Origin of the sequence: Roseicitreum antarcticum (assembly GCF_014681765.1) — a bacterium.
GTDB classification, from domain to species: domain Bacteria; phylum Pseudomonadota; class Alphaproteobacteria; order Rhodobacterales; family Rhodobacteraceae; genus Roseicitreum; species Roseicitreum antarcticum.
In genome coordinates this window covers 41,389-55,166 of sequence record NZ_CP061499.1, presented here as the reverse complement: position 1 = coordinate 55,166, position 13,778 = coordinate 41,389, and the positions used below count along the sequence as shown (strand labels likewise).

Sequence of the window (13,778 nt, the reverse complement as noted above, 5' to 3'; positions counted from 1 at the left end):
TCTTGAATAGCATTACCACAGATTGGCAGGTGCAGTGGTTATGCCAATCGGTGATGTGGCCGAACGGTTGCTCCATGACATGTTCCCAGCACTGTCCGCGTTGATCGGCCCTCTCACGTGATCCTGTCGACATCGTCATCCGCTTTGTGCGACGACTTGCCGTGGGCAGGGCGAAGCCATGGCCTATGAACTCGAAAAGCTCTATTGGAACAAGAGCCTGTGGTTGCTGGATACTTGGAATGGACATATCGCGCGAGGAGCTTTTTGCGCTCATTTGGGAGAAGCCGACCGTGGAGGTCGCGCGAGATATGGGCATCTCGGACGTTGCCGTTGCCAAGCTTTGCGCGCGCCTTCAAGTGCCGAAGCCTCCCCGAGGATACTGGGCGCGTAGAAGCAGGCCAAGCGACACCACGTCCTCCGCTTCGTGCATTTCGCGATGAAATCGAGGAGCGCCGGAAAGTCCTCGTGCGACCGCGTCCGGGAGCCGTCGGCCTGTCGCCAACTCAGCGAAAGTTCGTCGATCAGGCGCTTCTGGAGTTCGTGGCAAAGGGGGGCGACCTTGGTACCACAAAGGTCGTGTCCAACCAGATCAGGGACTTGCCTCCCGAAATCGCCACACAGCTGCTGCTCCTCATCCAGAATCGCTACCTCGCCTGGGTCAAGACTGGAGATGTCGATGTCGCGTTGAGCCATGGGACCGACTGTCTGACGAGATCGAGCGTCGGGGTGAAGAGATCGAGGCTGAACGAGCCGATTTGTGCTGCTCCATTCTCGGCATCGCCTTAGGTGACATCCTAGTTTACTCGCACAAGGGCCAGATCACACGCATACAGGTCTGTCGGACAAGCATGAACATCACCGATAAGCGGTCATTTTTCACCGTTGAAGGAACGCGGTTTCGGAAGGATTGCACGGCAGGCAAGCGCACCGAGACAATCTGGATCGTCTTCTGAAGGAACGCTGTTTCGCTGTTTCGGGATCACTTGTTCCCGTCTATCCACTTCGACATCAGCCCCTTATCGCGGAAACACTCATCCGGCACGGCGCGGCGTTTGATGCGGGCGAGGCGTTCCGCGAAGGCGACCTGCTTTGATGTCGGGCGGCTGTCCTGCGTGCCCGGGTTCATCTTGGCCTGTGCGTCGATCCAGGCGCTCAAGGAGCGCCGATCTTGCTGAACCTCCCATGGCAGAAGCGTCTGGTTGCGCAGGGCCAGCGACCGCGCATAGGCGATTTGCTTTGGCGTGGCGGGCAGGGCGTAAGTGGTGCTTTCCATCGGGGATCCCCCTTCATAGCTTGGCTTTCAGAATAGAACATAACAGGAACAAAAGCAAGCCGCCTGTGGAAATCATGGGTTTTGAGAGGAAGAGGAGGGCCGGGGAGGGTCAGGCCTGAGGGTGCCCGAAAGAGGGTGTCCTGGCCTGATCCTGTCCCTCATTCCGGAGTTTCCCGATGACCCATCACACCCCTTTTGCGCCCGAGCGCGCGCTTGCGCCTGTTGTCCCCATCCCGTCCCCTGATACGGCCGCTGCGATCTTGAGCGTGGCCGAGGCGCTGCAGCCCGATCTGGTGCAGGGATTCCAGATCGACGCGCTGCGCCTGCGCGTTGAGATGGAGCGCGCCTTTGGCGGCTCCGATGCGGAGGGCGCCTGGGACTGGAAGCTCGCCTATGAGGCGGGCGAGGTGGCGCTTGTCCTCTTCCTGCGGAAATTCGGCCGCGCGTTGCTCGCTCGGGCTGGCTCGCCCGCCGCCTTGCTGCCGATCCTTGCCAAGGTGGCGGGCCTCTTGCCCACGCATACCCGGCGCTCGGAGGAGATGGAGCGGTTCCAGCAATTCAGCACACCGCTGCCCATGGGGCTGGCGGCGCTTGCTGCCGCACAGATCACCGCGCGCGATCTGGTGCTGGAGCCATCGGCCGGAACAGGCCTTCTGGCGATCCTCGCGGAAATCGCGGGCGGCAGCCTGATGCTCAATGAACTGGCCGACACCCGCGCCGACCTTCTGCGCCTCCTCTTTCCGGGTCGTCCCGTCACCTGCTTTGACGCGGCGCAGATCGACGATCATCTCGACGCGGGCTTGCGCCCGAGCGTCGTCCTGATGAACCCACCGTTTTCGGCTGTGGCCAATGTCGATACCCGCAGCACCGAGGCGACAGCGCGGCATTTGCGCTCGGCGCTTGCTCGCCTGGCCCCCGGTGGGCGGCTCGTCGCCATCACGGGTGCCAGCTTCGCGCCCGACGCCCCCGCTTGGGCTGACACTTTCACCCGCCTGACCGAGTCCGCGCATCTGGTTTTCACGGGCGCTGTGTCCGGTGCCGCCTTCGCTAAGCACGGCACCAGTTTTGAAACCCGCCTGTCGGTCTTCGACAAATGCCGGGGCGGTGAGGCGTGCGGCATCACCGCCGAACTGGCGCGCCCGATATCGCCCGATGTCTCCGCTTTGTTGTCACAGATTTCAGCCAGTGTCCCCCCGCGCCTTGCGCTGGACCCTGACACAGCGACAGTAAAGCGCCCCACCTCGCCCTTCTCGGGAAATCCTGCCCGCGCCACGCGCGCTGCCATCAGCACATCGCGCACGACCCCTGCGGCCCAGCCGCACCAGTCCAGTGCACAAATCGAGGCCGAAGATCTGGCCTACACGCTGCGAGATGTGACTGAGGAGGCCAATACCGCGCGCTTGTCGGATGCAATCTATGAAACCTTCCGCTTGCAGGCGATCGACATCCCCGGGGCGGAATCGCACCCGACGAAGCTGGTGCAATCGGCTGCTATGGCGTCCGTTGCGCCTCCCAAACCCAGCTTCCGCCCCAAGCTGCCCGCCGTCATTCTGCGCGACGGGCTTCTGTCGGACGCGCAGCTCGAGACCGTGATCTACGCGGGCGAAGCGCATTCCGCGCATCTTGCGGGGTTGTGGTGCGTCGATGAAACCGGCGACATGGTCTCGGGAGCGCCGCACAATGCGGCGGACGCCATCCGCTTCCGCCGTGGCTTTTTCCTCGGCGATGGTACCGGCGCGGGAAAGGGCCGCCAGTCGGCCGGGATCGTGCTCGACAACTGGGCGCAAGGCCGGCGCAAGGCACTCTGGATTTCCAAGAGCGACAAGCTTCTGGAGGATGCGCAGCGGGACTGGTCTGCCTTGGGGCAGGAGCGGCTGCTGGTCACGCCGCTCTCACGATTTGCCCAAGGCCGCGACATCCCGCTGACTGAGGGCATCCTCTTCACCACCTATGCGACGCTGCGCTCGGAAGAACGTGGGGCCAAGAAATCTCGCGTCGACCAGATCGTCGACTGGCTTGGTGCGGATTTCGACGGGGTGATCCTGTTTGACGAAAGCCATGCCATGGCCAATGCCGCCGGGTCCAAGGGCGAGCGCGGCGATGTCACCGCCTCGCAGCAGGGCAGGGCAGGCCTGCGCCTTCAGCATAAACTGCCGAATGCCCGCATCATCTATGTCTCGGCCACGGGTGCCACTTCGGTGCACAATCTGGCCTACGCGCAACGCCTTGGCCTCTGGGGTGGCGAGGATTTCCCCTTCGCAACCCGCGCCGAGTTTGTCGAAGCGATTGAGGCGGGCGGTGTCGCTGCCATGGAAGTCCTTGCCCGCGATCTGCGGTCCCTCGGCCTCTATACGGCCCGATCGCTGTCCTATGACGGTGTCGAATACGAGATGCTGGTTCACGCACTCAGCCCCGAGCAGCGCGGCATCTATGATGCCTATGCCGGGGCCTTCGCCATCATCCACAACAACCTCGCCGCAGCGATGGAAGCTGCTAATATCACTGGTGACAGCGGCACGCTGAACCGTCAGGCCAAGTCCGCCGCGCGCTCGGCCTTCGAGAGCGCCAAGCAGCGCTTCTTCGGTCATCTCCTCACTTCCATGAAAACCCCCACCCTGATCGCCGCCATCGACGCCGACCTGGCGGCAGGCCATGCGTCGGTCATCCAGATTGTCTCGACCGGCGAAGCGCTCATGGAACGGCGCCTGTCAAACATCCCTACCGATGAATGGAACGATGTGCGCGTGGACATCACGCCGCGTGAGGCCTGCCTGGACTACCTCGCCCATTCCTTCCCGGTTCAGCTGTTTGAGCCATTCACCGACAGCGAGGGCAATCTGTCGTCCCGACCTGTCACGCGCGATGGCCAGCCCGTGGAATGCCGCGAGGCGGTGCGCCGCCGCGATGCGCTGATCGAGCATCTGGCCTCATTACCGCCCGTTCCCGGCGCGCTCGACCAGATCGTGCAGCGCTTTGGCACGGACATCGTCGCCGAAGTGACCGGCCGCTCGCGGCGCATCGTGCGTAAGGGCGACGGTCCTGCTGCGCGGCTTGTCGTGGAAAGCCGTGCCGGATCGGCCAACCTCTCGGAAACTGCCGCCTTCATGGATGACCAGAAGCGCATCTTGATCTTCTCGGATGCGGGCGGCACGGGCCGTAGTTACCACTCCGATCTCGGCGCGAAAAACCAGCGCCTGCGGGTCCATTACCTTCTCGAGCCGGGCTGGAAAGCAGACGCGGCAATCCAGGGCTTGGGCCGCACCAACCGTACCAATCAGGCGCAACCGCCGCTCTTCCGGCCGGTGGCCACCGACGTGAAGGCAGAAAAGCGGTTCCTGTCGACCATCGCGCGCCGCCTCGACACGCTGGGTGCTATCACGCGCGGCCAACGCCAGACCGGCGGGCAGGGGCTGTTCCGGCCCGAGGACAATCTCGAGTCCCCCTATGCCCGCGACGCCCTGCGCCAGCTTTACCGCCGCATCTATCGCGGCGATGTGGTGGGCTGTTCGCTCGGAGCCTTCGAGGACGCGACGGCTCTCAGCCTGACCGATGACAACGGCCTGAAGGACAACCTGCCCCCCATCACCACCTTCCTCAATCGCCTGCTGGCGTTGACGATCGATATGCAGGGCGTGCTGTTCACCGCTTTCGAAGAGCTTCTTGCGCAGCGCATCGAGGGCGCCATTGCCGCCGGGGTCTATGACCTCGGGCTGGAGACGCTGCGCGCAGAGAGCTTCCGTGTCACGGATGCCCGCGTCATCTACACCCATCCCGGCTCGGGTGCGGAAACCCAGCTGCTGAGCATCGCGCAAAAGCAGCGCAACACGCCGCTGTCGCTGGCAGATGCGCTGGATTGGCTGGAAGATCCCAAAGCGCGCCTGCTGGTCAATAGCCGCTCAAACCGCGCAGCTGTGCAGGTGCCCGCCACCAGCCTGATGCTGGATGATGGCACCATCGAGCCGCGTCTGCGCCTGATCCGCCCGACCGAGGCCAGCACGGTCCCGACCAAAAGCATGGAGGACACGCACTGGCTGGAAGCCGACCGCGCTGCCTTCACCGCCGCCTGGACTGCGGAACTGGCCGAGGTGCCGGAGTTCAGTGAGTCCACGCTGCACATCGTGGCGGGTCTTCTGCTGCCGATCTGGAAGCAGCTCCCCCAGGATGAAACCCGCGTCTACCGGCTCCAGACCGATGACGGCCAACGCATCATCGGCCGCCGGGTCTCGCCCGCCTGGGTCGCGACCACGCTAGCTGCAGACGCGCCGCAACTCACGGCGGCGCAGGTCCATGCCCTCGTTCTGGAGGGCAAGACCGTCGTGCGGCTGGCCGAGGGGATGGAACTCCACCGCTCGCGCATCATGGGTGTGAACCGGATCGAGCTCTCCGGGTTTTTGGGCGCCGCCAAGGACCGGCTCAAGGCAGATGGCTTCTTCGCGGAAATCATCGCCTGGAAGTTGCGGCTCTTCTGCCCGGTTGATCCAAGCGGTATCGCAATACTGGATCGTTTGCTTGCACGTTGTCCTGTGACGGGACTACATGCACGCGGAGGATGTTGAGCTATGTATTCTGAGACTGAAGATGTGATCCGTGCACTCGCGGAGAGTGCTGAAAGCGTTTGTCGCCATTACCTTCCCGCCGGACGGCGGGAAGGGTCCTACTGGATCGTGGGCGATCTGCAGAACAATCCTGGCCGGTCGCTCTTCGTACGGCTGGCAGGACCCGCGTCGGGGCCGGGTGCTGCCGGCAAGTTCACCGATGGCGCCACCGGCGAGCATGGCGATCTTCTCGACATCATCCGCGAGAGGACCGGGATCTCCCGCTTCCCCGATCTTCTGGCCGAGGCCCGGGCGCATCTGGGCCGTCCGCAGCCAGTCCTCCCGGATGCACCAAATTCTCGGAAAGCCAAGGCCCCCGGCGGCACACCAGCGGCTGCGGCGCGTTTGTTCGCAGCTTCAATGCCGGTCGCAGGCACGTTTGCCGATACCTACCTCCGCGCCCGGGGCATCGCATGTGGCGCGAAAAGCAACGCCCTGCGCTTCCACCCGAAGTGCTGGCATCGGGATGAGGGCCAAACCCGGAGCATCCCCAGACCGGCGCTGATCGCCGCGGTCACCGATGGGGCAGGGGGCTTGCAGGGTGTGCATCGTACCTGGCTCGCGCTTGACGGACAGGGGAAAGCGCGGGTCGAGACGCAGCGGCGTGCCATGGGGCACCTCTTGGGCAATGCCGTCAGACTGACCCCGCATGACGACATCCTTGTGGTCGGCGAAGGCATCGAGACCATGCTGTCCTTGGTCCAGGCAATACCCGGCCTTCCCGTCTGGGCGGCGCTCTCTTCGGGTCACCTCGGGGCCGTCCTGCTGCCGAATGGGTTGCAGCGCCTCTACATCGCCATCGACCGCGATCCTGCTGGTCAGCGCGCGGCAGAAAGGCTGAGCGCCAGAGCCACCGATGTCGGCATTACCGTCCGGGTGCTGGAACCGCGGCTCGGGGATTTCAACGATGATCTCCGGGCGAACGGCGCGGCAGCGTTGCGTCAGCATTTGGCCATTCAGATCGGGCCCGAGGATCGGCAGCGCCTGTTCGGCTGAGCTGCATCACGCAATCGGCTGTCTGGGAGTGTGGGGCAGGGGTCCTGCATCCCTGTCACGGGTGTGGATCATCACCTTCGCCGTATCCTGGGTAAATCTCATCCACCCGTCACCCGCACGGCCTTCAAGAGATGGGCGTGCTGCCGTCAAAGGGTCTGCCCCCTCAAGGGCGGCAGGCAGGCTATTTCCGCCGGCGGGGACGAGCCCCGCCTTTGCATCGCGAAACAAATAGCCTGCCTGCCGCCCTCCTCCACTGCGTTTCGGCCCCGAAGATGGGGTGAATGGGCGTCCGCCATGACGGCTCAGAGCTGCCCATGAAGGCCGCGCGGGATGTCGCGCGGACGAGACAAGCCCGGAGGCAAGAAACTTATGACGATCCACACCCACGACGACGCGTATGAACCCGCCCACACCGCATCCCAAACCGCCCATGCGCTCGACGAACTACAACTCTACGGCTTCCGCCCCTTTGACGAGCCCGATCCGCGCCCGATGCCCGATGGGCAGCGCCTTGCGGTCGCCGTCGCCGACATCTTCGATGCTCTCGTCGCGACGCTGGAAGACACCCGAATGGAACCCGACCTCGAAGAGGTGCTCTGGGGCCAGGTCAACCTCTTCCACCGCGCCACGGCGAGGGTCGAGCGGTCGCTCGACGAGAACGAACAGGCGCAGCGCCGCCTCCAGCGAGAGCAGGATGGCTCTGAGGTGAAATCCGTTGAGCTCGAGCGCCTGACGGCTGAGGGCCTGACCCTGATCGAACGGCGCAACTGTATGGACATGATGCGCGATCACGCCGCGACCGAGTTTGTCCATCACACGGGCTCAGCCTGGCGCCCCCGCACTGGATCGATGGTGAACCGCCAGCACATGACCGCAGCGCTGATCGACAGCCGCGATTTTCTGGCCGCCAAGCGCCGCGCGGAAACCGAGGTGATGCTCCCCGCAGGACCCAAGGTCGCCCTCACCGGCGGGACCGACTTCAACGATCACCGCCTGATCTGGGGCAAGCTTGATCAGGTCCGGACCAAGTATCCCGACATGGTCCTTCTGCATGGGGGAAGCCCCAAGGGCGCAGAGCTCATCGCCGCCAAATGGGCCGAGGCCCGGGGCGTGACGCAGGTGGCCTTCAAGCCCGATTGGACCAAGCATGCCAAAGCCGCCCCATTCAAGCGCAACGACGCCATGCTGGACGTGCTGCCCGTGGGTGTCCTCGTCTTCCCGGGCACGGGGATCCAGGAAAACCTCGCCGACAAGGCCCGCAAGTTGGGCATCCCGGTCATGAAGTTCGAGAAAGGGGCGTAAGCCCCTTTCCCCTCACGGGGAAATCAAGGTGGCAGGGCGCGCGTCCACTTGATATTATGGAAGAAAGCCTGCTGGATCACGATATGTCTCACTCTGTCGCTCAACTTGAGGTGTTCCCGACCGACCTGCAGATGCGGCGGATCGATCCAGCCTGCAACATGCGGCGGTTTTACCGCATGAGCATTCAACCCGATCTCTTCGGGGGCGCCAGCCTGGTGCGCGAATGGGGCCGCATTGGCGCGCGCGGCCAGATGATGATCGAGCAGCATCCAGATGAAGGGCGCGCCATCACCGCGCTGATGAAGCTTGCCGCGGTGAAAAAGCGGCGGGGGTACGTTGGCTGATCTACGTCATCCTGACAAAACACCTGACCTTGGCCTCGATTCAAAGTGTCCTTCATTGCAATGGTTCGGCGTGATTTGCGTTGAAAAACCGGGATCTAGTCTCTACGGTCACCACAAGCCCAGTAATTGGGTGCGCATAGTTTCAATGCGTTCAGTGGTCTTGGGGAGGAAGTCGTGTCCAACGACAAGTCGGATTTACGCTGGGGAGTTGAGCAACGTCTCGAGTTCATAGAGTTCCGCCTGTTCTGGGACGGGCATGTTAACCGCAGCGATCTGATGGCTCAGTTCGGGGTATCCGTGAACCAGGCTTCCATGGATCTGAACCGCTATATCGGTTTCGCGCCGGACAACATGGTCTACGACAAGAGCGCGCGAACCTATGTTCGAGGGCCTGGGTTCACCCCCCAGTTCCTTGAACCTGACGCGAGCCGCTATTTGGCTCAGTTGAGATCAGTTGCCGATGGCATCCTCGACCGAGAGGATTCGTGGATTGCCGACCTGCCGTCCTACGCCGCGTCCCCGACACCTGTGCGCGGGGTCGATCCTGTGACACTCCGTTTCGTCATTGGCGCAATTCGTCGCGCTGAGGCAATCGAAGTCAAGTATCAGTCACTTTCCAATCCAGAGGCGCGCTGGCGCTGGATTGCCCCACATGCGATCGCATTTGACGGGTTTCGCTGGCACACACGGGCATATTGTCAGATTGGCGAATGCTTCAAAGATTTTCTGCTTTCGCGAATTATTGAAATACGTGAGACGCGGGAGAGCATTGTGTCGCCAGAAGACGACAGTGATTGGAATGCTGAAGTCGTCTTAGAAGTTGGTCCACATCCGGCGCTCTCGGAAACGCAGGCCAAGGTGATCTCTCTTGACTACGGGATGCGAGGTGGCAAGGCGAAGATCAAGGTCCGGCGAGCGCTACTCTATTATGCTTTGAGGCGGCTAGGGCTTGATACAGATCCAGCAGCGCGGCGACCGCAAGATCAGCAGATTGTCCTGCTGAACTCTTCTGAGTTTGGGCTTTCTTTTCCGAGTGCTTCCGGGTCAGCGGTTGGAGGTATGGGCGCATGATTCAATCACTTGATCGCGTGGTTGAAGATCTTGTCGTGGTCAACAGCAAGCTGCTTTTACTGATCGGTCCGCCAAACTCAGGAAAGAGCGACTTACTTGGCCAGTTGGCCAAGCGTAGGCAGCTACAAATCCTCAACGTCGGTGCTTTACTAAGCCGTGAGCTGCTTACCATTCCGGGTCCGAGAAGACATCTGCAGGCAGCTGATCTGTTGAAGGAATTGGCCGATGACTTTACATCCCACGGCCTCCTGCTCTTGGACAACCTCGAGCTGCTATTCGACAAGAGCTTGCGGCTTAGCCCACTTGATTTGCTTAGACGGCACGCTCAGGCACGACGCGTCATAGCTGCTTGGCCCGGCTCTTTAGTGGAGAACAGATTGTCCTATGCGACGACAGGACACCCAGAACATCAAGACTACGGCTGTGATGGCTTGGTCCCGTTCAGAGTTAATTGAAAGGAAGACAATGCGTTACGGCGACCTCATCCAATTTGAACCCATTGAATCGGTTATTCAGCTGCTAGACGCGAATCGTCCTGATGAAGCCAGAAAGCTGGTATCGACTTATGTCATCTCCGACGACATGGCTGATCGAATTTCCAAGCTTATGATTCCTCAAATCTCGTTTGACGAGGCCGTTGATCACAAGGGAGTTCTTGTGGTCGGCAACTATGGGACTGGTAAGTCCCATTTGATGTCCGTGCTGTCGCTCGTCGCCGAAGATGCCTCGTACGTGCCAATGATCCAACATCCGCAAGTCGCGGAAGCTGCCAAGGCGATCGCTGGCCGTTTCAAGGTGCATCGGATCGAGATTTCCAGTCAAATGTCCCTGCGGGACATTATAACACAACAGCTTGAGGTTTTTCTTGAAAACCAGGGCGTGGCATACTCTTTCCCGCCGGCTGACAAAGTCATCAACAACAAAGCCGCGTTTGAAGAGATGATGTCGGCATTCGCGGAGGTTCACCCCGACCAAGGTGTGCTTTTGGTCGTGGATGAATTTCTGGAATTCCTGCGATCGCGCAAAGACCACGATTTGGTTCTGGATCTTTCGTTCCTGAGAGAGATCGGTGAGGTGACCAAGCACCTTCGGTTCCGCTTTGTGGCGGGTGTTCAAGAGGCAATTTTTGACAGCAGTCGCTTCCAGCATGTGGCAGACAGCCTGCGTCGCGTGAAAGACCGGTTCACGCAGGTTCTGTTGGCCCGCCAAGATGTAAGCTTTGTTGTCGCCGAGCGGCTTTTGAAAAAGTCCGCAGATCAGCAGGATAAGATCCGTGCCTATCTTGGGCCATTTTCTAAATTCTACGGATCAATGAACGAGCGCATGGACGAATATGTGCGATTGTTCCCTGTGCACCCGGATTACATCGGGACGTTCGAACGATTGGTCTTTACAGAAAAGCGGGGTGCGTTGGTCACGTTGCGCGATCAGATCCAGGCGATCCTGAAAGATGAAGTCCCCTCGGACCGCCCTGGACTTATCGGTTTTGACAAGTTCTGGGAGACGGTCGCGACGAATTCCGTTCTTCGCTCTGATCCAAACATCGGACCGGTGCTTAAAGTATCCGAAGTACTGTCAGAACGCGTTTCCAAGGCTTTCAGTCGTCCAGCCTATAAGCCAATGGCGTTGCGCATTATTGATGGTCTTGCGGTACATCGATTGACCACGGGTGGGGACATCTATGTGCCCGTCGGACCGACGGCTGAGGAATTGCGTGACACGCTATGCCTGTTTCAGCCTGGCATTGAAGATATGGGTGGGGATCCATCTGATGATCTGCTGACGGCGGTGCAAACAACGTTGCGTGAAACTCTCAAAACCGTAAATGGCCAGTTCATATCGAAGGCACCGGACACGGAGCAATATTATCTCGACCTAAAGAAGGACGTTGATTACGACGCCCAAATTGAGAAGCGCGCGGAAGCATTGTCCGAAGATGCTCTGGATCGTGCCTACTATGGGGCTATTCGCCAACTCATGGAGAGGACGGACGAATCCAGCTACGTGACCGGACACCAGATTTGGCAATATCAGATTGAGTGGCAGGAACGCCGCGTTGAACGTATCGGCTATCTGTTTTTTGGTGCTCCGAATGATCGGCCAACCGCTCAGCCAGAGCGGGATTTCTACCTGTATTTCATCCAACCTTTCGATCCCCCGCGTTTTCGCGACGAACAGAAGGCTGATGAGGTCTTCTTTCGCCTGAAGGCACCGGATGAGACGATCAAGCGATTGCTTGGCTTCTACGCGGCGGCGCAGGAGCTTGCGTCGACCGCGAGTGGCGGTGCGAAAGGGGTCTACCTTGACCGCGTTCGGGACACGCTACGCGAGATGGGCAAGTGGTTGCAGGATAAACAGCTTGAGGCTTTCGAAGTCACGTTTCAGGGGAAGTCCAAAACACTGCGAGACTGGACCAAGGGCATTTCCCTTCGGGACAAAGCTCGCTTGGGGCCTGATGAGCGCATCAACTTCCGCGATGTTGTCAACGTAATCGCAGGGATCGCGTTGAGCAGCCGTTTTTCTGATGTTTCGCCGGAGTACCCAACGTTCTCAGCGCTAGTCACGGGATCTAACAGAAAGCAACTGATCGGAAACGCTCTTCGTGCTCTGAGCGGTAGCAACCGAACAAAGGACGCTGTGATCGTTCTCGATGGTCTCGAAATGCTCGACGGGGATCGTATTGACCCTGTACAATCGCGGTATGCACAAGAAGTTCTAGCCCGACTAAAAGGCAAGGGACACGGACAGGTGCTCAACCGCAGCGAGTTGCTGGTTGGCAATGTAGAGGACGAGTATTTCAGCCCTGACAAATATCGGCTCGAAACCGATCTGTTGGTCGCTGTCCTTGGATCACTGGTCTATTCGGGCGATATTGTCTTGGCGATTGCCGGTGACAAGATCGATTCAGGCAAAATCAGTTTGCTCGCTGACCGTCCGCTTGAGGAGCTGAAACAGTTCAAACACGTTGAAGCCCCGAAGGAAATCAACGTCGCTGTGTTGCGGTCTCTGTTTGAGATGCTGGAACTGCCGCCGGGTCTCGCGCAACAGGCCACGCAAGGCTCGGATGAGCCGGTCAAGGCGCTGCAGGAGGAGGTCAGCAAGCTCACGAAACGGGTGCTTGCCGCCTCCACCGACATGGCGAACCGGCTCAGCTTCTGGGGTCAGCCTCTCCTGCGTGAGGAGGAAATTCGCGACTGGCGATCAAAGCTCGATGAACTCAAAGCCTTCTCCGAAAGCCTATCGCCCTACAATACCGTCGGAAAGCTTAAGAACCTGCGCATCGGATCCGACGACATCGCTGCCCAAATGAAGAACCTCGAGATTCTGAACTCCGTCGAAGGGCTCATCGGCCTGATTGGCGAGCTCGGGAACACGGCAAGCTATCTTGGCCAAGCCGAGATGGTGCTGCCGTCTGACCACGCATGGGTCAAGCAGGCCCAGGATACGCGCAAACAGGTCCTTGAGGCCCTGTCCACGAGCCGAACCATTCAGAATGGCTCAGACCACCGGCAGACCCTCAGCAAGCTCAAAAAGGACTACGTGACGGCCTACGTAAGCCTGCACAGCAAGGCACGGCTCGGGGTGTCTGAGGACAAGACGAAGACAGCGCTTCGCAAGGACTCTCGCCTCGTCGCCATGCGGGCATTGGCGAATATCTCGCTGATGCCGACTAGCCAGCTCACCACGTTTGAAGAGAAGCTCGACAAGCTCAAAAGCTGCGCTTCGCTGGTTGATTCCGAGCTGTCGGCCAGCCCGGTCTGTCCGCACTGCAACTTCCGCCCGGCGAATGAGCAGGGTGACATGTTGCCAGCAGCCAATGTTCTCAAGCAACTGGATGACGAGCTCGATCAGCTGCTGGACGGCTGGGTGCAAACGCTTCTCGACAACCTCGAGGATCCGATCATCCAGTCGAATTTTGAGCTGCTGAAGGAAGGTTCCCGCAAGATCGTCACCGGCTTTGTCGATACCAAGTCGCTGCTTGATCCTGTAACGCCCGAGTTCATCAACGCGGTGCAAGAGGCCCTGTCCGGGCTCGACAAGGTGGTCGTCTCTGGCGGCGACATCCGCCATGCCTTGCTCCAGGGCGGCTCGCCTGCGACGCCCGAGGATCTGCGCAAGCGGTTCGAGGCGTTCCTGACCGATCGCTGCAAGGGCAAGGATGCCACTAAATTGCGTTTTGTGGTGGAGTGATTGCTG

General features: G+C 60.5%; 8 protein-coding genes. 7 read left to right on the top strand and 1 reads right to left on the bottom strand.

Annotation, left to right across the window (positions count from 1 at the left end; all coding sequences use genetic code 11):
- Positions 1 to 979: 979 nt before the first annotated feature.
- On the bottom strand, positions 980 to 1,273 hold the full coding sequence (locus H9529_RS17245) for a hypothetical protein (protein ID WP_092891886.1): 294 nt from the start codon (positions 1,271 to 1,273) through the stop codon (positions 980 to 982).
- 176 nt (positions 1,274 to 1,449) lie between these two features.
- Here H9529_RS17245 and H9529_RS17240 point away from each other — a divergent pair, with 176 nt between their 5' ends.
- The 7 genes from H9529_RS17240 to H9529_RS17210 all read left to right on the top strand — a co-directional run bounded on the left by H9529_RS17240 (position 1,450) and on the right by H9529_RS17210 (position 13,772).
- Positions 1,450 to 5,829, top strand: coding sequence for a strawberry notch family protein (locus H9529_RS17240; protein WP_092891888.1), 4,380 nt, complete (start codon positions 1,450 to 1,452; stop codon positions 5,827 to 5,829).
- Between the two features lie 3 nt (positions 5,830 to 5,832).
- Positions 5,833 to 6,864, top strand: coding sequence for a DUF7146 domain-containing protein (locus tag H9529_RS17235; RefSeq protein ID WP_092891890.1), 1,032 nt, complete (start codon positions 5,833 to 5,835; stop codon positions 6,862 to 6,864).
- Positions 6,865 to 7,233: 369 nt separating this feature from the next.
- Positions 7,234 to 8,166, top strand: coding sequence for a DUF2493 domain-containing protein (locus H9529_RS17230; RefSeq protein ID WP_092891892.1), 933 nt, complete (start codon positions 7,234 to 7,236; stop codon positions 8,164 to 8,166).
- An 83-nt stretch (positions 8,167 to 8,249) separates the two neighbouring features.
- Entirely contained in the window at positions 8,250 to 8,510 is a 261-nt protein-coding gene (locus tag H9529_RS17225) for a WGR domain-containing protein (RefSeq protein WP_092891908.1), read from the top strand.
- A gap of 174 nt (positions 8,511 to 8,684) precedes the next feature.
- Entirely contained in the window at positions 8,685 to 9,581 is an 897-nt protein-coding gene (locus H9529_RS17220) for a WYL domain-containing protein (protein WP_092891910.1), read from the top strand.
- Entirely contained in the window at positions 9,578 to 10,036 is a 459-nt protein-coding gene (gene brxF, locus H9529_RS17215; RefSeq protein WP_092891894.1) for a BREX-3 system P-loop-containing protein BrxF, read from the top strand. Before H9529_RS17220 ends, brxF begins: the two co-directional genes overlap by 4 nt.
- A gap of 10 nt (positions 10,037 to 10,046) precedes the next feature.
- The gene (locus H9529_RS17210; protein ID WP_092891896.1) at positions 10,047 to 13,772 is read left to right on the top strand and encodes a DUF6079 family protein; all 3,726 of its coding nucleotides are present in this window, start codon (positions 10,047 to 10,049) and stop codon (positions 13,770 to 13,772) included.
- Positions 13,773 to 13,778 lie beyond the last annotated feature (6 nt).